Origin of the sequence: Streptomyces sp. Ru71, assembly GCF_002920535.1 — a bacterium.
In the GTDB taxonomy this organism is placed as follows: domain Bacteria; phylum Actinomycetota; class Actinomycetes; order Streptomycetales; family Streptomycetaceae; genus Streptomyces.
This window is the reverse complement of sequence record NZ_PQSS01000038.1, coordinates 34,904-59,342: the sequence shown is the minus strand read 5'-3', so window position 1 is coordinate 59,342 and position 24,439 is coordinate 34,904. Positions and strand designations below refer to the sequence as shown.

Below are 24,439 nucleotides of genomic sequence, written 5' to 3'. Positions count from 1 at the left end.
GGAAGGGCATGCACGGGGCCCTGCCCCGGGGCCCCTGCCACCCCGCAGGAGGAGCCATGACCGAGTCTGCCGCGACCCCCATGAGCAAGGAGATGCAGGACTGCGTCGAGGCGTGCATGTCCTGCCACACCGTGTGCGAGGAGACGATGAGCTCCTGCCTGCAGATGGGCGGCTCGGCCCAGATGCAGGTCATGCGCGCGCTGATGGACTGCTCGGAGATGACCCGGATGTGCGCCGACATGATGATGCGGCGTTCGCCGATGTCGGCCGAGATGTGCGCGATGTGCGCCCGCGCCTGTGACATGTGCGCCGAGGCGTGTATGAGCATGCCGGACGACACCCAGATGATGCGCTGCGCCGAGTCCTGTCGCCGCTGCGCCGAGATGTGCCGCACGATGGCGGGCGCCACCATGTGACACTCCGCGCGCCGGCCTGGGGGCACCCCGCTCAGGGGTGGCCCCGGGCCGTCCCGGTCAGTTGCCCGACACCGTGACCTTCTCGTCGTTGTTCAGCTCGTTCACCAGCGTCTTCACCTTCGTCTTGTCCCAGACGAGGTTGCCGCCGCGCGAGCCCGAGATCGGCATGTTCATGGAGGTGCCGTCGCCGCCGTTGACGCCCTTCATCGCGAAGAACATCGAGCCCAGGTCGTACAGGCCCATGTCCTTGTCGACGATCAGGGAGTCCAGGCCGGCGCCCATGGTCGGGTAGAACTTGAACGGGTTCAGGATCGTGCCCGGGGTGGCCACCTGGTGGGCCAGGGCGGCGAGGAACTTCTGCTGGTTCTTGGTGCGCTCCAGGTCGGAGGCGGCGAAGGCGTGCCGGGTGCGGACGAAGGCGAGGGCCTGCTCGCCGTTGAGGGTCTGCTTGCCGGCCTGGAAGTCGGCGCCCGAGTACTTGTCCTTGAACGGCTTGTCGATGGTGATCTCGACGCCGCCGACCGCGTCCACGATGTTCGCGAAGCCGGCGAAGCCGATCTCCACGTAGTGGTCGATGTGCAGGCCGGTGTTGTACTCCACGGTGCGCACCAGCAGCTCGGGGCCGTCCTCGGCGTAGGCGGCGTTGAGCTTGGTGTGGCGGCCGGTGGCCGGGTAGGTCTTGCCGGACTCGGAGCCCTTGTAGGAGGGGATCTCCACGTCCGAGTCGCGCGGCAGCGAGATCAGCGTGTCGCCGTTGTCGCCGACGTGCAGGATCATCATCGAGTCCGTGCGCTTGCCCTCGGCGGACCCGGTGTGCAGCTTCTTCTTGTCCTCCTTGGACATGCCCTCGCGGCTGTCCGAGCCGACGATCAGGTAGTTCGTGCCCTTGCCGGACTCGGGCCGGTCGATGACCTTGGACAGGTCGACCTCGCGGCGCAGCTTGGAGTCGGCCCAGAAGTAGGTGCCGACGGTGGTGACCACGAGCACGGTCGCCAGCGTGATCGACGTCCACTTGATCCGGCGCCGCCAGTTCGGCGCGGGACGCGGGGCGCCGCCGGTGGGGCCCGCGGGGCCGCGGCCGGCGGGGGTGCCGTACACCTGGCCGGTGTTGTAGCCGGAGTCGTACCCGCCGTCGTAGCCGCCGGGGCCCTCGCCGCCGTCGACGTACGACGGCTGCGGCGGCACCGCGCCGTACTGCTGGGCCGGCGGGCGCTGGCCCGGCGCGGGCCGGCGGACCTGCCGCATGACGCGGGCGCCTTCCGGCTGTGCGCCGGAGCTGCCGCGTCCGTAGCGGGTGCCGCGGTTGTCGTCGGACCATGCCTCGGGCCAGTCATTCATGGGCCCCAGTGTGCCGGTCGCGGCGGTGGGCCTTACAAGGGCCGTCGGAAAATAAGGTCAGGCCTGTTGCGAAGCTGACACAAATTACTCGGATGTCAGTTCGGCATAAGGTGGACGGCATGACAGATCAGGCCCCCGCCGCAGAAGCGGACACTCCGGAGATCCCGGGCAAGCCGACGTCGGCGTCCCGCACCACGCTGAGCCACATCATGACCCACAACGACACCAATCTGCTGGGTACGGTGCACGGCGGCGTGATCATGAAGCTGGTCGACGACGCCGCGGGCGCGGTCGCCGGCCGCCACTCGGGCGGGCCCGCGGTCACCGCGTCCATGGACGAGATGGCGTTCCTGGAGCCGGTGCGTGTCGGTGACCTGGTGCATGTGAAGGCGCAGGTCAACTGGACCGGGCGGACCTCGATGGAGGTCGGTGTGCGGGTGCTGGCCGAACGCTGGAACGAGTCCACGCCGCCTACCCAGGTCGGCTCGGCGTACCTGGTCTTCGCCGCGGTCGACGCCGACGGCAAGCCGCGTCAGGTTCCTCCGGTGCTGCCGGAGACGGAGCGGGACAAGCGCCGGTACCAGGAGGCGCAGATCCGCCGTACGCATCGGCTGGCGCGGCGGCGGGCGATCATGGAGCTGCGGGAGCGGCGGGCGGCGGAGGGGTTCGAGGACTGACGGTTGCCTGCGGCGCCGGGTCGGTGTTTCGGCTGCGGGTGCGTTGTGGGTGGTCGCCTTTGCCTGCGGTGGCCTGTGCGGGTGCTTGCGGCGGCCCGTTGCTGTTGCGTTGTGGCTCGTCGCGCAGTTCCCCGCGCCCCTTTTTGCCTGCGGCGGCCCGTTGCTGTTGCGTCGTGGCTGGTGTAGCGCCTGCGGCCGGTGGTCACTGCGGGGCGTCGCGCGGGACGCGTCGGCCCCCGGCACGGGTGCCGGGGGCCGTGTGGTGCTGTCAGTCAGCGGAGCGTTACGGCAGGTTGCGGGCCATCACTATGCGCTGGACCTGGTTCGTGCCCTCGTAGATCTGGGTGATCTTGGCGTCGCGCATCATGCGCTCGACCGGGTAGTCGCGGGTGTAGCCGTAGCCGCCGAGGAGCTGGACGGCGTCCGTGGTGACCTCCATGGCGACGTCGGAGGCGAAGCACTTGGCGGCGGCGCCCAGGTAGGTGAGGTCGGCGTCGCCGCGCTCGGAGGCGGCTGCGGCCTGGTAGGTCAGGGCGCGGGCGGCCGAGATCTTCATGGCCATGTCGGCGAGCATGAACTGGATGCCCTGGAAGTCGGCGATCGGCTTGCCGAACTGCTTGCGCTCCTGGACGTAGCCCTTGGCGTAGTCGAGGGCGCCCTGGGCGATGCCGAGGGCCTGGGCGGCGATGGTGATGCGGGTGTGGTCCAGGGTCTTCATCGCCGTGGCGAAGCCGGTGCCCTCCTCGCCGATCATGCGGTCGGCGGGGATGCGGACGTTGTCGAAGTAGACCTCGCGGGTCGGGGAGCCCTTGATGCCGAGCTTCTTCTCCGGGGCGCCGAAGGAGACGCCCTCGTCGGACTTCTCGACGACGAAGGCGGAGATGCCCTTGGAGCGCTTGGACGGGTCGGTGACCGCCATCACCGTGTAGTACTCGGAGACGCCCGCGTTGGTGATCCAGCGCTTGACGCCGTTGAGGACGTAGTGGTCGCCGTCGCGGACCGCGCGGGTCTTCATGCCGGCCGCGTCGGAGCCCGCGTCCGGCTCGGAGAGGCAGTACGAGAACATCGCGTCGCCCTTGGCGAGCGGCGTCATGTACTTCTTCTTCAGCTCCTCGGAGCCGGAGAGGATCACGGGGAGGGAGCCGAGCTTGTTCACGGCCGGGATCAGGGAGGAGGACGCGCAGACGCGGGCCACCTCCTCGATCACGATGACCGTGGCCAGGGCGTCGGCGCCGGCGCCGCCGTACTCCTCGGGTACGTGGACGGCGTGCAGGTCGTTGGAGACGAGGGCGTCGAGGGCCTCCTGCGGGAAGCGGGCCTCCTCGTCCACCGCGGCGGCGTGCGGCGCGATCTTCGCCTCGGCCAGCGAGCGGATCGCGTCGCGGAGCATGTCGTGCTCCTCGGACGGGCGGTACAGGTCGAAGTCAGCCGATCCGGCCAAGGTCTCTCACGCTCCAAAGACGCTGTGATACCAACGCTAATTACCGTTAAGTAACTCAAATTTTAGAGCTCTGGACGCGCCATGGGTACGTGACCTGGACGACAAAGGGAAATCCGCCCGGTGAGGGCCACGGTCTTGCCCCGGCTATGCTCGGCACGCGCACCGAACGACCTCGACCCGGGAGCACGCATGGCCCTCAAGATCACCGTGATCGGCACCGGTTATCTCGGCGCCACGCACGCGGCGGCCATGGCGGAACTGGGCTTCGAGGTGCTCGGCCTCGACGTCGTCCCGGAGAAGATCGAAAAGCTCCAGCGGGGCGAGGTCCCGATGTACGAGCCGGGCCTCCAGGAGCTGCTGCGCAAGCATGTCGCCGGGATCGAAGGATCCAGCGGCCGGCTGCGCTTCACCCAGGACTGGGCCGAGGTCGGCGCGTTCGGCGATGTGCACTTCGTCTGTGTGAACACCCCGCAGCGGCACGGCGAGTACGCCTGTGACATGAGTTACGTCGACTCCGCGATCGCCTCGCTCGCCCCGCATCTGCGCGGGCCCGCCCTCGTCGTCGGCAAGTCGACCGTGCCCGTGGGCTCCGCGGACCGGCTCGCCGCCTACCTCGTCGAGCACGCGCCGGCCGGCGGGGACGCCGAGCTGGCCTGGAACCCGGAGTTCCTGCGCGAGGGCTTCGCCGTGGAGGACACCCTGCACCCGGACCGGATCGTGGTCGGGGTGCGCAGCGAGCGCGCGGAGAAGCTGCTGCGCGAGGTGTACGCCACGCCGATCGGCGAGGGTTCGCCGTTCGTGGTGACCGACTTCCCGACCGCGGAGCTGGTGAAGACCTCCGCGAACTCCTTCCTCGCCACCAAGATCTCCTTCATCAACGCGATGGCCGAGGTGTGCGAGGCCGCGGGCGGCGATGTGGCGAAGCTGGCCGAGGCGATCGGGTACGACGACCGGATCGGGCGGAAGTTCCTGCGCGCCGGGATCGGCTTCGGCGGTGGCTGTCTGCCCAAGGACATCCGGGCGTTCATGGCGCGCGCCGGTGAGCTGGGCGCGGACCAGGCGCTGACGTTCCTGCGCGAGATCGACTCGATCAACATGCGCCAGCGCGGGCAGATGGTGGAGCTGGCCCGCCAGGCGCTGGGCGGCGGCCCGTTCCTGGGCAAGCGGGTCGCGGTGCTGGGCGCCACCTTCAAGCCCGACTCGGACGACGTGCGGGACTCGCCCGCGCTGAACGTGGCCGGGCAGATCCATCTGCAGGGCGGCCAGGTGACCGTCTACGACCCCAAGGGCATGGACAACGCCCGGCGGATCTTCCCGACGCTGGGGTACGCCGACTCCGCGCTGGAGGCCGTGCGGGGCGCCGACGTGGTGCTGCACCTCACGGAGTGGCGGGAGTTCCGGGAGCTGGACCCGGCCGAGCTGGGCGCCGTCGCGGCGAACCGGCTGATCCTGGACGGGCGCAACGCGCTGGACCCGGAGCTGTGGCGGCGCGCGGGGTGGACGTACCGGGCGATGGGACGCCCCACGGCGTAGTCGTGACAAGGACGCCGGTTCGGCCGAGGCTCAGTCGGCCGAACCGGCGTCCTTTCGCATTCTGCACCACCCGGCTGCCGGCTCACGCCTCCTTGGCCCGGTATCGCCGCATCTTCGCGCGCGCCCCGCACACCTGCATCGAGCACCAGCGCCCGCGTCCGGCGGGGCTGCGGTCGTAGTAGGCCCAGTGGCAGGTGCCGGCCTGGCAGGCCTTGAGGCGGCTCCAGGTGCCGGCGACGAGCGCCTCGGCGACGGCTGCGGCGATCCGGGAGAGCAGCGGGCCGGGGTCGGCGGGGGTCAGGCGGGCGGAGCCGTCCCGGTCGTCGACGGCGAGCAGCAGCGGCGCGGCGGCGAGCAGCTCGCCGAGCGGGGTGACCTCGCGGTGCGGGGGGTGGCCGGCGTGGGCGAGCAGGGTCGCGCGCAGCGACTCGCGCAGCTCGCGTGCTCCGTCGGCCTCGGCCTCGGTGAGTCCGAAGGGCGCCCGCCCCTCGGCCGTGTCGAGCGTGTCGCGGCCGGACTCGATGTCGAGCGTGTTGACCAGCGACTCCACCAGGGCGAGTCCTCCGGGGGCGGCCGATCTCTCACTCATGCTTGCGACGTTACCTCCAATGGGGCAGCATGCAGTAACCGTTACCGGTTACCCGCTCCTATGGGTAACGCCATCGAGGCGTAACGACATCGAGGTCAAGGAGGACGTCATGGCCGTCGCCGAACTGGGAGTGGTCGTTCTGGACTGCCCCGACCCCCGCGCCCTGGCCGGCTTCTACGCCGCCGTGCTGGGCGGCAGCGTCGAGGACCAGGGAGAGTGGGTGGACCTGAAGCTGCCGGGCGGGCAGCAGCTGGCCTTCCAGGCCGCGCCGGGTTTCGTACCGCCGCAGTGGCCGTCCGCCGACCGCTCGCAGCAGTTCCACCTGGATCTGAACGTGCCGGACCTGGACGTGGCCGAGAAGGCCGTGCTGGAGCTGGGGGCGCGTCCGCTGGACGCCGAGGACCGTACTCGTACCTTCCGGGTTTACGCCGATCCGGCCGGGCACCCGTTCTGCCTGTGCGCCTGCTGAACAGGAGGTCTGACATGCCGCGCCTGGCCCGTCTGCGTTCCGTCGTCGTCGACTGTCCCGACCCGCGGGCGCTGGCCCGCTTCTACGCCGAGATCGTCGGCGGTCAGCCCGACGACCAGGACCCCGAGTGGGTGGTGCTCCAGGTGCCCGACGGGCCCCGGCTGGTCTTCCAGCTGTCGGAGGGCCACACGCCCCCGGAGTGGCCGCGCGCCGACCGCAACGCGCAGCAGTTCCACCTGGACCTGGACGCCGGGTCGACCTGGGAGCAGGTCGACCTGGTGGAGAAGCGGGTCCTGTCGCTGGGCGCGAAGGTGCTGCAGCGGGAGAAGTCGGAGGGCGACGACTTCCGGGTGTACGCCGACCCGGCGGGGCATCCGTTCTGCCTGTGCCGGATCGAGGAGCAGTGACGGCCGGTCAGCCGTCCAGCTCCTCGATCGTCGCCGACGACGGCTCGCGCCGCTCCTGTGTGGCGCGGGCCGCGAAGTCGGCGCTGCGCAGCACCCGCTGAACGTTTCCCCAGGTCAGCAGGGCGAGATCGGCCTCCGGCCAGCCGCGGCGGAGCAGCTCGGCGATCAGCCGCGGGTAGCAGGAGGTGTCGGTGAGGTCCTGCGGGTGGTCGGCGCCGGAGTCGTAGGTGCCGGCCAGGCCGACGCAGTCCGGGCCGGCGACGGCGCGGATGTGGTCGAGGTGGTCGGCGACGTCCTTCAGGGTGGGGCCGGTCCGGTCGGTGGCCAGCGGCACCATGCACAGGCCCTTGGCCGCGCCCAGCTCGGCGAGCAGGCGGTCGGGCAGGTTGTCGGGGTGCGGGCACAGGGCGCGGGCGGCGGAGCGGCTGCACAGCACGGGCGTACGGGACAGCGTGAGGGCGCGGGCGATGGTGGCGTCGGAGGCGCCGGAGAGGTCGGCGAGCACGCCGAGCCGGTTCATCTCCCGCACCACCTCCTCGCCGAACCGGCTCAGGCCCGCCTCGCTGGCCCAGCTGGTGCCGGCCAGGGTGATCACACGGACGCCGAGGGAGTGCAGGACGCGCAGGATGCCGAGGGAGTCGCCGACGGCGGCGCCCGGGGCCGGGCCGGGGATGACGGCGACCCGGCCGCAGTTGCGGGCGTCGATGACCTGGCCGGCGGTGCGGGCCAGGCGCAGGCCCTCGGGGTGGTGGCGGATGACGGCGCGGACCAGGTCGAGCTGCTCCAGCGTGGCGCCGACGGCCCGGCCGGGGGGCGGCTCCGCCGGCAGGTGCAGGGACCAGAACAGCGCGGCGACATGGCCCTCGCGCAGCCGGGGCACATCCGTGTCGACGGACGACTCGCCCAGCTCCAGGTCGTACCAGGGCAGCTTGGCCAGCGCCCACGGCAGCGCGCTGTAGCCATCGGCGACAGGGTGCTCGGCGAGCAGCGCGCGCACCCGGTCGACGGCGTCCAGCGCCGCCGGGTACGTCTTCGGGAAGGGGCCCTCGGCGGGTTTCCGGACGGGGTCCTCGACGGGCAGGTCGCCGATCTCGGTCGTGTCGTGCAGTTCGTCCTGGAGGTCGGCCATGACGGTCTCCGTACGTCGTGATCGGCGGCGGAACGGCAGTACGGTCACGGTCGCACGGAGCGGGGGGCGCTTCTCGGTGGACGGGGCGTTCGGGGGTACGCCGGTCAGCCGCGCGCGGCGGTCTCGATGACCTCGTCGAGGGTGTCGCGGGAGCGGACCAGGTCGCGGATCATGCGGTCGATGCGGTCGCGTTCCGCGGTGAGGTCCTGCACGAGCCTCGGGGTGGCGACGGCCGAGGGGCCGCCGTCGGTGTCCCGCATGCAGGGCAGCAGCTGGGCGATCTTCTCGCTGTGCAGCCCGGCCGCGAACAGTTCCTGGATCCGGATCACCCGGTCCACGGCCGCCTCCGGGTACTCCCGGTGCCCGCCGGGGGTGCGCTGCGAGGCCAGCAGCCCCTGCTTCTCGTAGTAGCGCAGCGAGCGCTCGCTGACACCGGTGCGCCTGGCCAGTTCCCCGATCCGCATCTCCACCCCCACGGGAGTTGAATCTGACATGCGTGTCAGGTTCCAGCGTACGGGCAGGCGGACGGCGCCCGCCGGAGATTCCCGGGACCGGCAGCCGGACGGGTCGCCCACCCGTCCGGCTCTCGGCCGTCCCGTGGGCTCAGCCGTCCAGTGACTCGATCGTCGCGTTGGACGGGGCGCGGGCCGCCTGGAGGTCGCGGGCCACGTCTTCCGCCGCGCCCAGCACGCGGACCGCGTTCTGCCAGGTCAGCTTGGCCAGGTCGGACCTGGACCAGCCGCGGTCGAACAGCTCGGCGATCAGGTTGGGGTAGCCGGAGACGTCGCCCAGGCCGTCCGGGGTGAACGCCGTGCCGTCGTAGTCGCCGCCGATGCCGAGGTGGTCGATGCCGGCGACCTCGCGCATGTGGTCCAGGTGGTCGGCGACCGTCGCGACCGTGGCGACCGGGCGCGGGTGGCGCTCCTCGAAGGCGCGGTGGATCTTCATCGCCTCGGGGCTGGTGTCCAGGTGGTGCAGCCCGTGCGCGCGCATGTTCTCGTCGGCCGCGGCCGTCCAGTCCACGGCCGCCTGGAGCACGAACTTCGGGACGAACGTCACCATCGCCACGCCGCCGTTGGCGCGCAGCCGGCCCAGCACGTCGTCGGGGATGTTGCGCGGGTGGTCGCACACCGCCCGGGAGGAGGAGTGCGAGAAGATCACCGGCGCCTCGGTGGCGTCCAGGGCGTCCCGCATGGTGGTGGCCGCCACGTGCGAGAGGTCGACGAGCATGCCGAGGCGGTTCATCTCGCGCACCACCTCGCGCCCGAACGCCGTCAGCCCGCCCGCCTTGGGCACGTCGGTCGCGGAGTCCGCCCAGTCCACGTTGTCGTTGTGGGTGAGCGTCATGTACCGCACACCCAGCGCGTACAGCCCGCGCAGGGTGCCGAGCGAGTTGGCGATGGAGTGCCCGCCCTCCGCGCCCATGAGGGAGGCGATCCGGCCCTCACCGCGCGCCGCCTCCATGTCGGCCGCCGTCAGCGCCAGACGCAGCTCGGCCGGGTGCCGGTCGACCAGCTGCCTCACGCAGTCGATCTGCTCCAGCGTCGCCGGCACCGCGTCGGGCAGGTCCGAGCGCACGTACACCGACCAGTACTGCGCGCCGACGCCGCCCGCGCGCAGGCGGGCGAGGTCGGTGTGCAGGTGGGCGGACTGGTCGGCGGCGATGTCGCGGGCGTCGAGGTCGTAGCGGACCTGTTCGCGCAGCGCCCACGGCAGGTCGTTGTGGCCGTCGACGACCGGGAACTCGGCGAGGAGTTCCCGGGCTGCCTCCACGGAGCTCATCGCGTCACTTCCCGAAGCCGAAGCCGTTGTTTCCCTCGACCTTGGAGCGCAGGCGCTTGCCCTTCTCGGTGGCCTGGTCGTTGAGCTCCTGCTGGAACTCCCGCATGCGGGCGAGCAGCTCCTCGTCGTGCGCGGCGAGGATGCGGGCGGCCAGCAGTCCGGCGTTGCGGGCACCGCCGACGGAGACGGTGGCGACCGGCACGCCGGCCGGCATCTGCACGATCGACAGCAGGGAGTCCATGCCGTCGAGGTACTTCAGCGGGACGGGGACGCCGATGACCGGCAGCGGCGTCACGGACGCGAGCATGCCGGGCAGGTGGGCGGCGCCGCCCGCACCGGCGATGATCGCCTTCAGACCGCGGTCGGCGGCCTGCTCGCCGTACGCGATCATCTCGCGGGGCATGCGGTGCGCGGAGACGACGTCCACCTCGTAGGCGATCTCGAACTCGTCGAGGGCCTTCGCGGCGGCCTCCATGACGGGCCAGTCGGAGTCCGACCCCATGACGATGCCAACAACGGGGCTCATTCGGTGATGGTGCCTCTCAGGTAGCCGGCAGCGTGACGGGCGCGCTCCAGCACGTCGTCCAGGTCGTCGCCGTAGGTGTTGACGTGGCCGACCTTGCGGCCGGGCTTCACGTCCTTGCCGTACATGTGGATCTTCAGCTGGGGGTCGCGGGCCATGCAGTGCAGGTACGCCGAGTACATGTCCGGGTAGTCGCCGCCGAGGACGTTGACCATGACCGTCCACGGCGCGCGCGGGCGCGGGTCGCCGAGCGGCAGGTCCAGCACGGCCCGCACATGGTTGGCGAACTGGCTGGTCACCGCGCCGTCCATGGACCAGTGGCCGGAATTGTGCGGGCGCATCGCCAGCTCGTTGACCAGGATGCGGCCGTCGCGGGTCTCGAACAGCTCGACGGCGAGGTGGCCGACGACACCGAGTTCCCTGGCGATGGTCAGGGCCATCTCCGTGGCCTTCAGCGCCAGCTCCTCGTCGAGGTCGGGCGCCGGGGCTATGACGGTGTCGCACACCCCGTTGACCTGCTGCGACTCGACCACCGGGTAGGCCACGGCCTGGCCGTGCGGGGAGCGCACGACGTTGGCGGCCAGCTCACGGACGTAGTCGACCTTCTCCTCGGCGAGGACCGGCACGCCCGCCTTGAACGGCTCGGCGGCCTCCTCCGCGTTGTCAACGACCCACACGCCCTTGCCGTCGTAGCCACCGCGGACGGTTTTGAGGACGACCGGGAAACCGTCCCCCTCCGCCGCGAAGGCGGCCACGTCCTGCGGATCGGAGACGATCCTGTGCCGTGGGCAGGGAATGCCGATCGCGTCGAGCTTGGCGCGCATCACCCCCTTGTCCTGGGCGTGCACGAGCGCGTCCGGCCCCGGGCGCACGGGGATGCCGTCCGCCTCCAGGGCCCTGAGGTGCTCGGTGGGCACATGTTCGTGATCGAAGGTGATCACATCGCACCCGCGCGCGAACTCGCGCAGCGTGTCCAGATCGCGATAGTCGCCGATGACGACATCGTTCACGACCTGCGCCGCGGAATCCTGAGGGGTGTCACTGAGGAGCTTGAACCTGATGCCCAGCGGGATGCCCGACTCGTGTGTCATACGAGCGAGCTGGCCCCCGCCGACCATGCCGACTACCGGGAACGTCACACCCATAGGGTATCGGCCACTCGGCGGCGGCCGGATCGCGCGCCTCTTACCGTGTCCTCACCTGCCCGTCGAGCGTCACACCGGTCGGCTCGGGTACTTGGCGGGCATCGGCCGTTGGGGGTGGTTAGCATGGCTGGGTTGACGAAACCGTGACGGACGGGGGCCTGCTCGACCATGGGAAGCGGTACCTCCGGGCTGCAACGGCTCGTCCGCGAGATCGCCAAGTTCGGCGCCGTGGGCGGCGCCGGTGTGCTCGTCAACCTGGGCGTGTTCAACCTCGTACGGCACGTCACCGATCTGCAGGTCGTCCGGGCCAGCGTCATCGCGACGGTCGTGTCGATCGTCTTCAACTACGTGGGCTTCCGGTACTTCACCTACCGCGACGCCGACAAGAACGGGCGCACCCGGGAACTGACCCTGTTCCTGCTGTTCAGCCTGGTCGGCCTGGTGATCGAGAACGGCGTGCTGTACACGGCGACCTACGGCTTCGGCTGGGACACCCCGCTGCAGAGCAACATCTTCAAGTTCCTCGGCATCGGCATCGCCACCCTGTTCCGCTTCTGGTCCTACCGCACCTGGGTCTTCCGCGCGCTGCCGGCGCCGGCGCCCGAGGCGGTCGCGGACGCCCTGTTGGAACAGGCCAAGCCGGCGCAGGCCGCGCCGGTGCGTCCGCGCCAGCGGGTCTGAGGCGCACCTCAGCGCACCGTCGGCTCCTCCTGCGGGGCCGGCTTCTTCGCCGGCTGGCTGCGGGAGAGGAACAGGCCGAACACCGGCGGTGAGGCCTGGAGCATCTCCAGCCGGCCGCCGTCGGCCTCCGCCAGGTCACGCGCGACGGCCAGCCCGATGCCGGTGGAGTTGCGGCCGCTGATCGTGCGCTCGAAGATGCGGGCGCCCAGCTCGGACGGCACGCCCGGCCCCTCGTCCGTCACCTCGATCACCGCCTGGTTGCCGGTCACCCGGGTGCGCAGCGCCACCGTGCCGCCGCCGTGCATCAGGGAGTTCTCGATCAGCGCCGCCAGCACCTGCGCCACCGCGCCGGGTGTGCCCACCGCCTTCAGATGCCGCTTGCCGGAGCTGACGACGGCCCGGCCGGCGCTGCGGTAGGCGGGCCGCCACTCGGCGAGCTGCTGCTGGATGACCTCGTCGAGGTCGAAGGTGACGGCGGAGCCGGTGCGCGGGTCGCGGGAGTTGGTCAGCAGCCGCTCCACGACGTCCGTGAGCCGCTCCACCTGCGTCAGCGCGACGTTCGCCTCCTCCTTCACCGTGTCCAGGTCGTCGGTGAGGGTGATCTCCTCCAGCCGCATCGACAGCGCGGTCAGCGGCGTGCGCAGCTGGTGGGAGGCGTCGGCGGCCAGCCGCCGCTCGGCGGTGAGCATCCGGGCGATGCGCTCGGCGGAGGAGTCCAGCACATCGGCGACCCGGTCCAGCTCGGGCACCCCGTACCGCTTGTGACGCGGGCGCGGGTCGCCGGAGCCGAGCCGCTCGGCGGTCTCGGCGAGGTCGGTGAGCGGGGAGGCGAGCCGGTTGGCCTGGCGGATCGCGAGCAGCACCGCCGCGACCACGGCGAGCAGCGCGACCAGGCCGATGATCAGCAGGGTGCGGCCGACCTCCCGGGTCACCGTGGAGCGCGGCTCCTCGACGACGACGGTCTCGCCCTCCTCGCCCTTGTACTCCTTGGAGCGGATGACGTCGCCCTCGGGCTTGCTGCCGACCTCGATCGGCGCCCGCCCCGGGATGCGGACCACGGCGTAGCGGTCCTGCATGCCGGGGCCCTGCAGGATGCGCGGGGAGACCTCCCCCGCGCTCAGCAGCCGGCTGTCGACGACACTGGCCAGCCGCAGCGCCTCGGAGTCCACCCGCTCCTGGGCGGTGTTGCTGATCGTGCGGGTCTCCACGATCACCAGGGACACGCCGAAGACGGCGATCACCACGAGCACGACGGCGAGCGTGGACTGAATGAGACGGCGGCGCATGTCCTCTTATCCCGAACGGGCCCGGTGCGGCTCGGCTCCGCTCAGCTCTTCTCGAAGCGGAAGCCGACGCCCCGCACCGTGGCGATGTAGCGCGGGTTCGCCGCGTCGTCGCCGAGCTTCTTGCGCAGCCACGAGATGTGCATGTCGAGGGTCTTGGTGGACGACCACCAGGTGGTGTCCCAGACCTCGCGCATCAGCTGGTCGCGGGTGACGACCCGGCCCGCGTCCCGCACCAGCACCCGCAGCAGGTCGAACTCCTTCGCCGTGAGCTGCAGCTCCTCGTCGCCCATCCAGGCGCGGTGCGACTCGACGTCGATGCGCACGCCGTGCGTGGCGGGCGGCTGCTGCGGCTCGGCGGCACCACGCCGCAGCAGCGCCCGGACCCGGGCGAGCAGTTCGGCGAGCCGGAAGGGCTTGGTGACGTAGTCGTCGGCGCCCGCGTCCAGACCGACGACCGTGTCGACCTCGTCGGCACGCGCGGTCAGGATCAGGATCGGCACGGTGTGGCCGTCGGCACGCAGTCTGCGCGCCACCTCCAGGCCGTCCATGCCGGGCAGCCCGAGGTCCAGCACGACCAGATCGACGCCGCCCTGCATTCCGGCGTCGAGCGCGGTGGGGCCGTCCTCGCGCACCTCGACCTCGTACCCTTCCCGGCGCAGGGCGCGGGCCAGCGGCTCCGAGATGGACGCATCGTCCTCGGCGAGCAGTACACGGGTCATGAGGTGATGGTAGTCCGCCCGGCGCAACGCCCGAGGTGAGATCGACACAGGCGCCTCTTACCTTCGGACAACCCGGACAGGGGGTACCTCGGGGCGGGCCGGGACCCGCGTCGGGGCCGGTCAGAGGCGGATGCCATCCTGGTATCGACTGCCGAGACGGGTCTTGCGGTTCCTCGGCCACCTGTGATCCGCGTCTCAAGTCCTTCCATACCGGGCGGTGTCCTGCCGTATGGTGAATCAACGCCTGTAGCACCACGGGGACCTTCGGCGCCTGTTTTGACGCTGAAGGTCTTCTTTGTGTGCGGGTCGGCTGCGGCCGGCCTCGAAAGGAATGACCTGTGGCCGGGCCTCCACCGCGACGACGCGCGTAGAGGCGTGGATCCCGGTGGTCGCCGTCCCCCGCTCCGTGATCCGGAGTGGATTCCCCCTGGGCGTGGGGGTGGGCGGGTCGACGTGCCGGTGCCGGCCTGCCCCCCACCGGGCGCGCAACGCTCCACCCTCGCGCGTCCCGACCAGCAAGGAACGACCATGGCGTCCAGCCTGACGAAGGCCTCGGTCCAGCCGGGCACCCCCGGTTCCGGGAAGACCTTCTTCGGCCACCCCCGGGGACTGGCCACTCTCTTCATGACCGAGATGTGGGAGCGTTTCTCCTACTACGGCATGAGGGCCCTGCTGCCGCTGTACCTGGTGGCACCGGGCGGTTTGCACCTCAACGCGGGCACGGCGACCGCGATCTACTCGGTGTACGTGTCGCTCGTGTACCTGCTCGCGCTGCCCGGCGGCTGGGTCGCGGACCGCTTCCTCGGCCCGCGCAAGACGGTCGCGGTCGCGGGCGCGATCATCATGCTCGGCCACCTGTGCCTGGCGCTGCCGGCCGCCGCGAGCTTCTTCGTCGGTCTCGGCCTCGTCGCCATCGGTTCGGGTCTGCTCAAGGCCAACATCTCGACGATGGTCGGCCACCTCTACAAGGGTCCCGAGGACCCGCGCCGCGACGGTGGCTTCACGCTCTTCTACATCGGCATCAACCTGGGCGCCTTCGTCGCGCCGCTGGTCATCGGCACCGTCGGTGAGAACGTCAACTGGCACCTCGGCTTCGCGCTGGCCGCCCTCGGCATGGCGCTGGGCCTGGCCCAGTACCTGCTCGGCAGCCGCCACCTGAGTGAGCAGAGCAGCGTCGTCCCGACCCCGATGTCGGCCGCGGAGAAGTCCGCCACGCTGCGCAAGGGCCTGATCTGGCTCGCCGTCGCCGCGGTCTTCTACGGCGTCGTCGGCTTCACCGGTCACTTCACCCTGAACTGGGCGCTGATCCCGCTCACCGTCATCGGCCTGGTCGTGCCGATCCTGGTCATCGCCCGGATCCTGCGCGACAAGGACCTGGACTCGGGCGAGAAGTCCAAGGTGCGCGCGTACATCTGGTTCTTCGTGGCCGCCGCCGTGTTCTGGATGATCTACGACCAGGGTGGTTCGACCCTGTCGCTGTTCGCCGACGGCAAGGCCGAGAACACGATCTTCGGCTGGGAGTTCCCGGTCTCCTGGTACCAGTCCGTGAACCCGGTCATGATCATGGCCCTGGCGCCGGTCTTCGCCTGGCTGTGGCTGTGGCTGAACCGGTCCGGCAAGGAGCCGAGCACGATCGTGAAGTTCTCCTCCGGTCTGGTGCTGGTGGGTGCGTCGTTCTTCCTCTTCCTCGCCCCGCTGTCGATCGCCGAGGGCGGTCACAAGGCCGCGGCGATGTGGCTGGTCGCGATCTACTTCGTGCAGACCGTCGGTGAGCTGACGCTGTCCCCGGTGGGCCTGTCGGTGACGACGAAGATGGCGCCGCAGAAGTACGCCTCGCAGATGATGGGTGTCTGGTTCCTCGCGGTCACCGCGGGCGACTCGATCACCGCGCTGCTGTCGAACCCGGCCGTCGGCGGGGTCAACCTCGACAAGATGGGCTTCGTCGCCCTGGAGGCCGTGCTCGCCGTGGTCGCCGGTGTCGCGGTGTGGATGTACCGCAACAAGGTCAAGAAGCTCATGGGCAACGTGCACTAGACGCTGCCGCTCGGCTCGGACGGAGGGCCGTCGCATCCCTGGATGCGACGGCCCTCCGTGTGTTCGGGTGCGCCCGTGCGCCGTCGGGGCTGACGGGTGACGGCGGCCGGCGGTCGTGCGTGGTTGGTCGCGCAGTTCCCCGCGCCCCTCGGGGCGGCTACCGCGTCCTGCGTTTCGGCATCAGCGTGAAGACCGCGCCGCCCAGCAGGATCGCCGTGCCCGCCACCAGGCCCAGGGCCGTGAGGGTCCCGTGGTCGCCGGCTCCGGTCTCGGCGAGGCCGCCGCCGGACGACGACGTGCCGCCGCCGGTCGAGGAGCCGCCGGTGGAGGAGCCCCCGGTGGAGCCCGTGGAGCCCGAGGCGCCACCCTCCTGGCGGGTGGTGTCCAGGGTGAGGGAGACCTCCGACTTCTGCGGGGTGCACGTCGTGGTCGTGCCCAGCGCCTTGATCGTCAGCACGCCCGGCGAGAGCGTCGACGTCCCGCTCGCGCCCGGCTTGTAGACGCCGGTCAGGGCCGGGATCTCGATCGGCTCGCCCGCCTTGATGTCCTGCGCGTTCGCCGGGCCCTCCACATGCACGGTGCCCTTGTCGGCGCCGCCGAGCGCCACCTCCATCGAGGGCTTCACCGAGCCCTTGGGGATGTTCGCGGGGCTGTCCATCACGGACTTCTTGAACTTCACCGTCAGGGCGAAGTCACCGCCCTGGCGCCGGGCGTCGATCTGGACGGGCGAGGTGGCGCTCTTGTCCCCGATGGGCGTCTTGCAGGCGTAGGGGACCTGGACCTCCTTGCCGGTGAAGTCGCTCTGGCCGCCACCGGGCGGCAGGGTCGCGGTGTGCGTCGGGGTGGGGGTTGGTGTCGGCTTGGGTGTCGGGGTCGGAGTCGGCGTGGGCGTCGGGGTGGGCGTGGGTGTGCCCGGGCCGCCGTCGCCCTGGGTGACCTTGATGGTCGCCCCCGCCTTCACCGTCTCCTTCGGGGTGCACTTGGTGTCCGTCGACACCGGCTTGTTCACGTTGATCGTGTAAGCGCCCGGGGTCAGCGTCACCTCGCCGGGCGCCGTCAGCTTCAGGGTGCCCTTCATCGCCGACAGCTTCATGTCGCTGTTCTTGGGGATCGGCGGGTTCGAGCGCGGTCCCTCCATCGGGATGTCACCGGTCTGCGCGCCCGCCGCCTTCAGGACACCGGTCGGCTTCACCGTGTCCTTGCCGAGGTCGAGGATGTCGGGGTTCTTGGAGGCCGCCTGCACGAACGTCCAGACGATCTCCACCGTGTCGCCGACCTTCGCGGTGGCGGGGGCGCCGATCTCCACCTTCGTGGTGCCCTCGACCGGCGGCAGCCCGGAGATCGGCGGCGGCACGCACTCGGTCGCGTACGACACCTCGGCGGCCTGGGCCGGCCCGGCGGCCACGCCCAGCAGCACGCACGCGCCGGCCGGCACCAGCGCCCAGGCTCTCTTCACGGCTCTCCTGTGCTCGCTCACGTCGATCCCTTCTGGGTCGGAGTCGGGGGACTCGTGGGGTGGTCGCCGTGCGGTGCGGAGTCCGGGGTGAACCACGGCAGGGGGGAGGAGGTGGTCTCGTAGGTCTCGGGGGTTTCTTCAGGGACGCCCGGGGGCGTCGGCGCCCGCTTCCTTCGGGACCGCGGCCCTAGCGGGCGGACCCGGTCCACGATGGCCAGTCCGGCGCGGAACACCGCGGCCGGCACGACCAGGCACAGCAGGATCCAGAACAGGGTCACGCCCCAGGGCCGGCCGACCCCCCAGGGCTGCTCGGCGAGGACCCTGCCGCCGTACTTCAGCGACACCGTGTAGTCGCCGTGCGCCCCCGCCGCCAGCTCCACCGGCAGCCTGACCCGCGCCCGGGCGCCGGGGGCGATGGTGCCGCGCCACTGCTGCTCCTCCCACTGCGGGGCGAAGACGCCGTGCGCGGTGCCGACCTGGAAGACGGGGTCCTGGACCGCTTCGGTGCCGACGTTGCCGACGGTGAGGACGAGGGTGCGGGCCGGAGGGGCGCCGAACCAGGTCAGCAGGCCGCCGGACCCGTCCAGCCGGACGTCGCTGAGCACCGCCAGCCGCCCGTCGGCGGTGGGCGGCGGCAGCGGGGCCACGGCATGTCCGGCGACCTGGAAGATCGCGTCCGCGGCGGCCGCCGGGCCGGTCACCGTGGCCACGTGCACCACGCACGGGCACGGCACCGGCGGCTCGGCCACCGGCAGAGCGCGGCGGAAGCGGCCGGCGGCGTCGGTGGTGACGGCCCTGCCGTCGGCGTTGGCGCAGGAGTTCGTGCCGCCGATCACCCCGCGCGAGGGCACCGACCGCCCGCAGATCAGCAGCATCAGCAGGGTGCGCGGCCGCCAGCCGGAACCGGTCACGGTGATCGAGCCGCCGGTGCCGGCCTGGGAGGTGGACAGCGTGACGGAGGGGCGGGTGTCGGCGCGTGCCGTCGGCACGGCGAGCAGCAGGAGGGCGAGCACCGCCGCCAGTGCCGGGACGCGCAGCGGCCTGCGGCTCACGTCAACTCCCCTTCCGCTCTTGAGAGGTTCGCCGCGCCCGCAGCCGTACGGCCGCGACCGCCGCCAGCGCCGTGCCCGCCCCGGTGCCCGTCACCGTGCCCCACGGCACGAACCGCGCCGACGTGGAAGCCGTGGCGCGCGCGCCGCCGGACGCGGTCACCGTGAGCCGGACGTCGACGGCGTCCAGGGCGGGACGGTCCGGCCACGGCTCGCTGAGGGTGCGGCGGCCGCCCGGCGGAAGCCGGACGGGCAGGGTGCGCGGGGCGCGGTCGAGGACGGTGCCGAACACGCCGTCGGCGTGCACCGCGAGCCGCGGCACGAGCACGGTCGTACCGCGGTTGACCAGCTCGTACGTGATGCGGTCGCCGTGCACCGCCGGGTGCTCCACGGTCAGCGCGGCCAGCCGTGGGCCGCCGGTGCGCAGCAGCAGCGGCACCCGTGCGGTACGGCCGTCCGCGTCGCGGGCCATGACGGCGCCGGTGCGGTCGCCGGGGGCGGCGCCCGGCGGGACGCGCACCGTGAAGGGAACGTCGGCGCGGGTGCGGGCGGGGACCGTGACGGTCGTCCTGGCGAAGACGGCGGGGGCCGCTGCCCCGGTGCCGGTGAGGTGGACGGTGAGGGGGTGGCCGGTGGGGTTGGTGACGCAGACCGTGTCCCGCAGGACGGCGCCGGGGGCGGCCTCGGCGTAGAAGGAGGGGCGGGCGGCGCCGGCGGGCGTGAGGGTCCAGGTGCCGCGCGCCGGGGCGGCGTGCCCGGCGGGGGCCGCGGCCAGCAGGAGCAGGGCGGCCAGGACGAGCACGGCCGGCAGGGGGACTCGGGTGGTGTACGGCATCGGCGGCTCCCCGGGTGCCACGGTCCGGCTAGGGGCGGGCCGCCTGTCGGCGGCGGGTCAGCCACAGAGCGCCGGCGGCGCCGGTGAGCAGCACGGTGGCGCCGAGGGTGCCGAGGGCGATCGCCGAGTCCTCGGGGCCGGTGCGGGGCAGTTGGGCGCCGCTGTCCGCCCCGTCCGAGCCGCCTGATCCGCCCGTTGCGCCGGCCGCCCGCACGTCGAGGGTGAGCGCGGGGCCGGGGGCGTCGGTGGGCTTGCAGGTCGTGGTCGTACCGAGCGCCTTGATGGTGAGGACGCCCGGCGTGAAGGTGACCTTGCCGGTCCTGCGCGGGGTGTAGGTCCCGCTCAAGTCGCTGATCTTTATGGGGGTGTTGGCGGGGATCGCCGCCTGGTTGGCGGGGCCGGTGACGGTGAGGCTGCCGGTGTCGGCGCCACCGACTTTGATGGTGGCGCTGGGGCTCATCGCGCCCTTGCCGAGTTCGATCGGGCTGGAGGAGACGCCCTTCTGCCAGGACATGGTGATGCGGTAGCCGCTGCCGCTGGGCACGCCCTTGATGTCGATGGGCGACACGGCGCTCTTGACGCCGATCGGCGTCTCGCAGCGGTAGTCGACGTCGACGACCTCGGCGTGGGCCGTGGGGGCGGCCATCAGGACCGCCGGACCGGCCAGAGCGGCGGCGGTCGCGAGTGCGGCGGTGCGCTTGCGGTACGACACGGGCCCCTCGCCTCATTTCTGACGCCACATCAGATAGGAGCCGTCAAGGTACGCCGGGGGCGTGCAGGAGGGAAGACGAACGACGCTCCGGAGTTTGTGACGATCCGGAGCGTGAAGGATGTGTGCGGCCTGTGGCTAGGCCGGGGTGTCGCCCATGGGTGAGCGGGGACCGTTCGCGCCCCCGGCGGGACTACGCCGGTGCGCCCAGCTCCGCCCACACCGTCTTGCCCGAGACCCCCGGCGTCCGCACGACGCCCCAGTCCAGGCACAGCCGCTGGACGATGAACATGCCGTGCCCCCCGGGCCGCCCCGCCCGGTGCGGGGTCCGCGGCGCCGGCTGCCCCGTCCCGCGGTCGGAGACCTCGACCCGGATCACCTTGTTGTCGCAGGTGAGTTCCATCCGCTCCGGCCCCTCCGCGTGCAGGCACGCGTTCGTGACCAGCTCGGAGACGACGAGCAGCACGTCCTCGGCCGCGGCACGCCGGTCCGCGGTGGCGGCGGGCAGCCAGCCCCACGCGTTCAGCGCCTGGCGGGCGAAGTCGCGGGCGAGCGGGACGACACCGCTTTGGTCGTCGAAGCTCAGCGTGCGGACCTGACGGCCCGCCGACGCCCCGGAAGCGCCGCTGGGCTCCGGGCCGCGGTCGCCCGGCGAGTAAGGCCGGGTGGTGCTCATCAGCGCTTCACCTCACCGATTCACCAGTTCACGATTCAAGACTTGGGTTCACGACTCACTACGTGGCTCGACGGCCAAGCCGTCGATGGGTCGACAGGTCCAGGATGTCTCCTGCCCGAGCCGGCGGACGGAACACCCCCCGGTTCGGCGCGGCGGATGTGACGTACACGCATCCGCGTCGCCGTACAGCAGACGCACGCGGGAGGGCTGCCGGTTGCACGGACACCGCACGGCGGGCCCGGTCAGCGGGCGTCGCCGGGGTCCTGGGACCCGCCCGACTCCCCGGGCTCGCCGGATTCACCGGGGCCGCTCCCGGGCACCTCGCCGGCCAGCGCGTCCTCGACCGTGTCATGCACGGTGAAGACCGCCTCCGCCCCTGTGATCTCAAACACACGCGCCACCACGGGCTGCATCCCCGCCAGATGCACCCCGCCTCCGGCCGCCTCCGCCCTCAGGCGGGCGCCGAGCAGCACGTTCAGCCCCGTCGAGTCACAGAAATCCAGTCGCGAGCAGTCGACGACCAGCCTGCTGAAGCCCTTGTCGAGGCAGTCCTCAAGGGGCTCACGCAGCAGTTCGGCGGTGTGGTGGTCCAGTTCACCCGCCGCTGTGACGACGGCACTGGAGCCCTCTTCCCGCACCTCCACCAGTAGCCGGCCCGACTGTGCGCTGCCGACCGTCCCGCGGTCCATGCCGTGTTACTCCCGAGGTCGTGGCTGCTGACTGACGCCCTCGAACACTACGCCTTCTCCACGGGACCCGACACCCGAACAACTGCACACAAACGGACATACCCGAACGAAACGCACTTGCGATCGTCTTGCAGAAGCGGGTAGGGCTAGTAGGAACACGTAACCGACACGGCCGGCTTTGGAGGCGCCGCACACCGCAGTGCACTCACTGGCTTCGGCAGCCTTATGCCGAGAACGATGGAGGACCACATGTCACCCCGGCTCGACGCCTCGCATACCCGGACGGCGACGTCGACACCCCCTCCGGACGACATCTTTGCCGGACTCCCGGACATCCCCCCTTACGACGAGGTGGGCGCCGTCGACGCACGGGCCCTGTCCAAGACCCTGTTCGAGCGGCTGGAGTCCCTCGAAGAAGGCACGCACGAATACTCGTACGTGCGCAACACCCTCGTCGAGCTCAACCTCGCGCTCGTCAAGTTCGCCGCCTCCCGCTTCCGCTCCCGCAGTGAGCCCATGGAGGACATCATCCAGGTCGGCACCATCGGCCTGATCAAGGCGATCGACCGCTTCGAACTCGCCCGAGGCGTGGAGTTCCCCACGTTCGCGATGCCAACCATCATCGGCGAGATCAAGCGTTTCTTCCGCGACACCTCGTGGTCCGTGCGCGTGCCGCGCCGGCTCCAGGAGCTGCGGCTGGACCTGGCCAAGGCCGGCGACGAGCTGGCCCAGAAGCTGGACCGCGCCCCCACGGTCGCGGAACTGGCCGAGCGCCTCGGCCTGAGCAACGAAGAGGTCGTCGAGGGCATGGCCGCGTCCAACGCGTACACCGCCTCCTCGCTGGACGCCCAGCCGGAGGAGGACGACGCCGAGGGCGCGCTCGCGGACCGCATCGGATACGAGGACCACGGGCTCGAAGGCATCGAGTACGTCGAGTCGTTGAAGCCGCTGATCGCCGAACTCCCGCCCCGGGACCGGCAGATCCTCTCCCTGCGCTTCGTCGCCGGCATGACCCAGTCGGAGATCGGCGAGGAACTCGGCATCTCGCAGATGCATGTCTCACGGCTGCTGTCGCGGACGCTGGGACGGCTGCGCAAGGGGCTCACGGTCGAGGAGTGACGCCTCCCCGGGATTCCGGGGGGCCTCCCCGGTGTCTCCGGGGTTCCTCCCCGGTCTTCGGGGTTCCTTCACGGGGTTACCCGAGGAAACTTCGCTTCCTCGGGTCCCCAGCGCCTCGTTCATGCACTACGGTCACCCACCACTACCGGTCGGTAGATCACGAGAGCGTGCGCGAGGAGGCGGGGTTGGCCCGGGCCGAGGCGGATGAGTACGCGGACGCGTCCGACGCGCGTCTGACGGAGCTGCTGCGCACGGGAACGGCGACCGCGTACCCGGCGCTGCGCGAACTGCGCCTGCGCCACCAGCACCGCGTCCTGGCCTACGCGCGCTCGTGCACGGCCGGCGACGCCGCCGCCCGGCAGCTCGCCGCCGAGGTGTTCACGCACGCGGCACGCGAGACCGCGCGCGGCATCGAGCCCGCCGTGCCCTGGCGGCACCATCTGCTGCTGCTCACCGCCTCGCTCGCCGGTTCCTGGTCCACGGACGAGCGGGCGGGCGGCCTGGACGCCGGATACCTGCTCGTCCTGAGCAGCACCGGCCCGCAGGGCCCCGTCCCGCCGATGCTGCACGCCTTCCGCTCCCTGCCGCCGCGCGCGCAGGGCCTGATCTGGTACGGCATCGTCGAGCGGGAGCCGGTGGAGCGCACCGCCGCGCTGCTGGGCCTCGGGCCCGCGGACGTCGTCCATGGCACCGGCCCGGCGCTGAAGGCCCTGGCCCAGGCGTCTTTGCGGCACCGCCTCGGCGCCTCCCCCGACCCCGCCTGCGGCGACTTCCGCCGTCTCATCGAGGAGTCGGTACGGCCCGACGGCCCCCGCGACAGCGCCGACCTGCAGGTCCACCTGGCCCACTGCGCCTCCTGCACGGCCGCGCGCGAGGAGCTGACCGCCCTGCGGGACGCCCCCGGCCCCGCGCTGGCCGAGGGGCTGCTGCCCTGGGGCGGCACGGCGTACGTACGGCCCGAGGAGCCCGCCGCCGCCCTGGCTCTCCCGCACACCGAGGAGCCGGCCCGGCGGCCCGCCCACAGGGCCGCCCTGACGTCGGTCGCGCTCGGTGTGGCCCTGGTGCCGCTGCTCGTGCTGCTGCTCACACCCGCCGACCAGCCCGATCCGGGCCGGGCGAGCGCGGTCACCACGCCGACGCCCGCCCCGCAGGTGACGGTGACGGCCACGGCGACGGTCTCGGTCTCACCGTCCCCCTCCCCCACATCCGCCTCACCGTCCCCGTCCCGGACGGCCTCCCCGTCGCCGTCCCCGACCCCGTCACGCACGCACACGCCGGCCCCGCGGCCCACGCCCAACCCGAGGCCCCCCGCCCCGCGGCCGCCGGGCGGCACGTACGCGCAGGTGGTGAACGCCGCCTCCGGACTGTGCCTGGACGTGCGCGACGGCTACTTCTCCGAGGGCACCGACGTCGTCACCGCGCCCTGCACCGACTCCCCCACCCAGCGCTGGCGCTACGACGCCGACCGCCACGCCCTGCAGTCGTACGCCGACCCGGAGTACTGCCTGGACAGCCGCGGCGACGTGGACCGCGGGGTCGGCATCTGGGAGTGCCGCTCGCTGTACGGGCGCAACGGGGACAACCTGCGCTTCGTGGTGGACGGCGACGGGGCGATCCGCCCGGTGATCGATCTGGACCGGGCCGTCACCCCGGGGTGGGGCGACGGCCTGTCCCTGGAACCGCTGGACGGCAGCGCCCGGCAGCGGTGGCGGGCCGGGGACCGCTGAGGCGCTCCCC

General features: G+C 71.8%; 25 protein-coding genes. 9 read left to right on the top strand and 16 right to left on the bottom strand.

Translation table 11 applies throughout. From position 1 onward, the window contains the following. Window positions 1–56: 56 nt before the first annotated feature. Window positions 57–416 carry a four-helix bundle copper-binding protein gene (locus C3489_RS22260; RefSeq protein ID WP_103783793.1) on the top strand — a complete coding sequence of 120 codons (360 nt, stop codon included), beginning with the start codon at window positions 57–59 and terminating at the stop codon, window positions 414–416. Window positions 417–473: 57 nt separating this feature from the next. Here the strand turns inward: C3489_RS22260 and C3489_RS22255 are convergent, their stop codons facing one another. After that, the gene (locus C3489_RS22255; RefSeq protein ID WP_103783792.1) at window positions 474–1,754 is read right to left on the bottom strand and encodes an LCP family protein; all 1,281 of its coding nucleotides are present in this window, start codon (window positions 1,752–1,754) and stop codon (window positions 474–476) included. A gap of 119 nt (window positions 1,755–1,873) precedes the next feature. Between C3489_RS22255 and C3489_RS22250 the strand changes: the two genes are divergently transcribed. Further along, window positions 1,874–2,431 carry an acyl-CoA thioesterase gene (locus C3489_RS22250; protein ID WP_258054899.1) on the top strand — a complete coding sequence of 186 codons (558 nt, stop codon included), beginning with the start codon at window positions 1,874–1,876 and terminating at the stop codon, window positions 2,429–2,431. 283 nt (window positions 2,432–2,714) lie between these two features. Here the strand turns inward: C3489_RS22250 and C3489_RS22245 are convergent, their stop codons facing one another. Next, the gene (locus C3489_RS22245; protein WP_103783790.1) at window positions 2,715–3,872 is read right to left on the bottom strand and encodes an acyl-CoA dehydrogenase; all 1,158 of its coding nucleotides are present in this window, start codon (window positions 3,870–3,872) and stop codon (window positions 2,715–2,717) included. A gap of 189 nt (window positions 3,873–4,061) precedes the next feature. Between C3489_RS22245 and C3489_RS22240 the strand changes: the two genes are divergently transcribed. Then, window positions 4,062–5,405: a UDP-glucose/GDP-mannose dehydrogenase family protein gene (locus tag C3489_RS22240; protein WP_103783789.1), complete on the top strand. Its 1,344-nt coding sequence runs from the start codon at window positions 4,062–4,064 to the stop codon at window positions 5,403–5,405. A gap of 82 nt (window positions 5,406–5,487) precedes the next feature. On the opposite strand, the gene C3489_RS22235 is transcribed toward C3489_RS22240, so the two are convergent. After that, the gene (locus tag C3489_RS22235) at window positions 5,488–5,994 is read right to left on the bottom strand and encodes a CGNR zinc finger domain-containing protein (protein WP_103783788.1); all 507 of its coding nucleotides are present in this window, start codon (window positions 5,992–5,994) and stop codon (window positions 5,488–5,490) included. Window positions 5,995–6,103: 109 nt separating this feature from the next. Here C3489_RS22235 and C3489_RS22230 point away from each other — a divergent pair, with 109 nt between their 5' ends. Together C3489_RS22230 and C3489_RS22225 are read left to right on the top strand one after the other, a co-directional pair. Further along, window positions 6,104–6,463 (top strand): VOC family protein, encoded by a 360-nt coding sequence (locus C3489_RS22230; RefSeq protein WP_103783787.1) that lies wholly within the window; start codon window positions 6,104–6,106, stop codon window positions 6,461–6,463. Window positions 6,464–6,477: 14 nt separating this feature from the next. Continuing rightward, window positions 6,478–6,870, top strand: coding sequence for a VOC family protein (locus tag C3489_RS22225; protein ID WP_103783786.1), 393 nt, complete (start codon window positions 6,478–6,480; stop codon window positions 6,868–6,870). 7 nt (window positions 6,871–6,877) lie between these two features. Here C3489_RS22225 and C3489_RS22220 read toward each other — a convergent pair whose 3' ends face one another. From C3489_RS22220 to C3489_RS22200, 5 genes are all read right to left on the bottom strand, one after another. Further along, window positions 6,878–7,999: a dipeptidase gene (locus C3489_RS22220; protein WP_103783785.1), complete on the bottom strand. Its 1,122-nt coding sequence runs from the start codon at window positions 7,997–7,999 to the stop codon at window positions 6,878–6,880. Window positions 8,000–8,103: 104 nt separating this feature from the next. Beyond that, the gene (locus tag C3489_RS22215) at window positions 8,104–8,463 is read right to left on the bottom strand and encodes a MerR family transcriptional regulator (RefSeq protein WP_103783802.1); all 360 of its coding nucleotides are present in this window, start codon (window positions 8,461–8,463) and stop codon (window positions 8,104–8,106) included. A 139-nt stretch (window positions 8,464–8,602) separates the two neighbouring features. Further along, window positions 8,603–9,781, bottom strand: a complete 1,179-nt coding sequence (locus tag C3489_RS22210; RefSeq protein ID WP_103783784.1) for a dipeptidase — start codon at window positions 9,779–9,781, stop codon at window positions 8,603–8,605. A gap of 4 nt (window positions 9,782–9,785) precedes the next feature. After that, a complete protein-coding gene (gene purE / locus C3489_RS22205) occupies window positions 9,786–10,283 on the bottom strand; it encodes a 5-(carboxyamino)imidazole ribonucleotide mutase (RefSeq protein ID WP_103783783.1) in 498 nt (165 codons plus the stop codon). 20 nt (window positions 10,284–10,303) lie between these two features. Continuing rightward, window positions 10,304–11,443 carry a 5-(carboxyamino)imidazole ribonucleotide synthase gene (locus tag C3489_RS22200; RefSeq protein WP_103783801.1) on the bottom strand — a complete coding sequence of 380 codons (1,140 nt, stop codon included), beginning with the start codon at window positions 11,441–11,443 and terminating at the stop codon, window positions 10,304–10,306. Window positions 11,444–11,617: 174 nt separating this feature from the next. Here C3489_RS22200 and C3489_RS22195 point away from each other — a divergent pair, with 174 nt between their 5' ends. Continuing rightward, entirely contained in the window at window positions 11,618–12,130 is a 513-nt protein-coding gene (locus C3489_RS22195; protein WP_103783782.1) for a GtrA family protein, read from the top strand. Between the two features lie 8 nt (window positions 12,131–12,138). Here the strand turns inward: C3489_RS22195 and C3489_RS22190 are convergent, their stop codons facing one another. Beyond that, entirely contained in the window at window positions 12,139–13,416 is a 1,278-nt protein-coding gene (locus tag C3489_RS22190) for an ATP-binding protein (protein ID WP_103783781.1), read from the bottom strand. 41 nt (window positions 13,417–13,457) lie between these two features. After that, on the bottom strand, window positions 13,458–14,135 hold the full coding sequence (locus tag C3489_RS22185; protein WP_020940464.1) for a response regulator transcription factor: 678 nt from the start codon (window positions 14,133–14,135) through the stop codon (window positions 13,458–13,460). A gap of 528 nt (window positions 14,136–14,663) precedes the next feature. On the opposite strand from C3489_RS22185, the gene C3489_RS22180 reads away from it, so the two are divergent. After that, a complete protein-coding gene (locus C3489_RS22180; RefSeq protein WP_103783779.1) occupies window positions 14,664–16,169 on the top strand; it encodes a peptide MFS transporter in 1,506 nt (501 codons plus the stop codon). Between the two features lie 157 nt (window positions 16,170–16,326). On the opposite strand, the gene C3489_RS38380 is transcribed toward C3489_RS22180, so the two are convergent. From C3489_RS38380 to C3489_RS22135, 6 genes are all read right to left on the bottom strand, one after another. Further along, the gene (locus C3489_RS38380; RefSeq protein ID WP_146075344.1) at window positions 16,327–17,625 is read right to left on the bottom strand and encodes a hypothetical protein; all 1,299 of its coding nucleotides are present in this window, start codon (window positions 17,623–17,625) and stop codon (window positions 16,327–16,329) included. Between the two features lie 17 nt (window positions 17,626–17,642). Further along, a complete protein-coding gene (locus C3489_RS22155) occupies window positions 17,643–18,677 on the bottom strand; it encodes a hypothetical protein (protein WP_103783774.1) in 1,035 nt (344 codons plus the stop codon). Between the two features lies 1 nt (window position 18,678). Continuing rightward, window positions 18,679–19,509: a hypothetical protein gene (locus C3489_RS22150; protein ID WP_103783773.1), complete on the bottom strand. Its 831-nt coding sequence runs from the start codon at window positions 19,507–19,509 to the stop codon at window positions 18,679–18,681. A 28-nt stretch (window positions 19,510–19,537) separates the two neighbouring features. Further along, window positions 19,538–20,221: an LPXTG cell wall anchor domain-containing protein gene (locus C3489_RS22145; RefSeq protein ID WP_103783772.1), complete on the bottom strand. Its 684-nt coding sequence runs from the start codon at window positions 20,219–20,221 to the stop codon at window positions 19,538–19,540. 190 nt (window positions 20,222–20,411) lie between these two features. Beyond that, complete coding sequence (locus C3489_RS22140) at window positions 20,412–20,894, bottom strand: ATP-binding protein (protein WP_103783771.1); 483 nt, start codon at window positions 20,892–20,894, stop codon at window positions 20,412–20,414. A gap of 242 nt (window positions 20,895–21,136) precedes the next feature. Continuing rightward, entirely contained in the window at window positions 21,137–21,583 is a 447-nt protein-coding gene (locus C3489_RS22135) for an STAS domain-containing protein (protein WP_103783770.1), read from the bottom strand. A 249-nt stretch (window positions 21,584–21,832) separates the two neighbouring features. Here C3489_RS22135 and C3489_RS22130 point away from each other — a divergent pair, with 249 nt between their 5' ends. Together C3489_RS22130 and C3489_RS22125 are read left to right on the top strand one after the other, a co-directional pair. Then, entirely contained in the window at window positions 21,833–22,702 is an 870-nt protein-coding gene (locus tag C3489_RS22130) for an RNA polymerase sigma factor SigF (RefSeq protein WP_181139783.1), read from the top strand. Between the two features lie 185 nt (window positions 22,703–22,887). Next, window positions 22,888–24,429, top strand: coding sequence for an RICIN domain-containing protein (locus C3489_RS22125; RefSeq protein ID WP_103783768.1), 1,542 nt, complete (start codon window positions 22,888–22,890; stop codon window positions 24,427–24,429). Window positions 24,430–24,439 lie beyond the last annotated feature (10 nt).

Coding starts and splice junctions, on each gene's coding strand:
- C3489_RS22260 (WP_103783793.1), top strand. CDS start 57: ATGACCGAGTCTGCCGCGACCCCCATGAGCAAGGAGATGCAGGACTGC.
- C3489_RS22255 (WP_103783792.1), bottom strand. CDS start 1,754: ATGAATGACTGGCCCGAGGCATGGTCCGACGACAACCGCGGCACCCGC.
- C3489_RS22250 (WP_258054899.1), top strand. CDS start 1,874: ATGACAGATCAGGCCCCCGCCGCAGAAGCGGACACTCCGGAGATCCCG.
- C3489_RS22240 (WP_103783789.1), top strand. CDS start 4,062: ATGGCCCTCAAGATCACCGTGATCGGCACCGGTTATCTCGGCGCCACG.
- C3489_RS22235 (WP_103783788.1), bottom strand. CDS start 5,994: ATGAGTGAGAGATCGGCCGCCCCCGGAGGACTCGCCCTGGTGGAGTCG.
- C3489_RS22230 (WP_103783787.1), top strand. CDS start 6,104: ATGGCCGTCGCCGAACTGGGAGTGGTCGTTCTGGACTGCCCCGACCCC.
- C3489_RS22225 (WP_103783786.1), top strand. CDS start 6,478: ATGCCGCGCCTGGCCCGTCTGCGTTCCGTCGTCGTCGACTGTCCCGAC.
- C3489_RS22220 (WP_103783785.1), bottom strand. CDS start 7,999: ATGGCCGACCTCCAGGACGAACTGCACGACACGACCGAGATCGGCGAC.
- C3489_RS22215 (WP_103783802.1), bottom strand. CDS start 8,463: ATGCGGATCGGGGAACTGGCCAGGCGCACCGGTGTCAGCGAGCGCTCG.
- C3489_RS22210 (WP_103783784.1), bottom strand. CDS start 9,781: ATGAGCTCCGTGGAGGCAGCCCGGGAACTCCTCGCCGAGTTCCCGGTC.
- purE (WP_103783783.1), bottom strand. CDS start 10,283: ATGGGGTCGGACTCCGACTGGCCCGTCATGGAGGCCGCCGCGAAGGCC.
- C3489_RS22195 (WP_103783782.1), top strand. CDS start 11,618: ATGGGAAGCGGTACCTCCGGGCTGCAACGGCTCGTCCGCGAGATCGCC.
- C3489_RS22190 (WP_103783781.1), bottom strand. CDS start 13,416: ATGCGCCGCCGTCTCATTCAGTCCACGCTCGCCGTCGTGCTCGTGGTG.
- C3489_RS22185 (WP_020940464.1), bottom strand. CDS start 14,135: ATGACCCGTGTACTGCTCGCCGAGGACGATGCGTCCATCTCGGAGCCG.
- C3489_RS22180 (WP_103783779.1), top strand. CDS start 14,664: ATGGCGTCCAGCCTGACGAAGGCCTCGGTCCAGCCGGGCACCCCCGGT.
- C3489_RS22150 (WP_103783773.1), bottom strand. CDS start 19,509: ATGCCGTACACCACCCGAGTCCCCCTGCCGGCCGTGCTCGTCCTGGCC.
- C3489_RS22140 (WP_103783771.1), bottom strand. CDS start 20,894: ATGAGCACCACCCGGCCTTACTCGCCGGGCGACCGCGGCCCGGAGCCC.
- C3489_RS22135 (WP_103783770.1), bottom strand. CDS start 21,583: ATGGACCGCGGGACGGTCGGCAGCGCACAGTCGGGCCGGCTACTGGTG.
- C3489_RS22130 (WP_181139783.1), top strand. CDS start 21,833: ATGTCACCCCGGCTCGACGCCTCGCATACCCGGACGGCGACGTCGACA.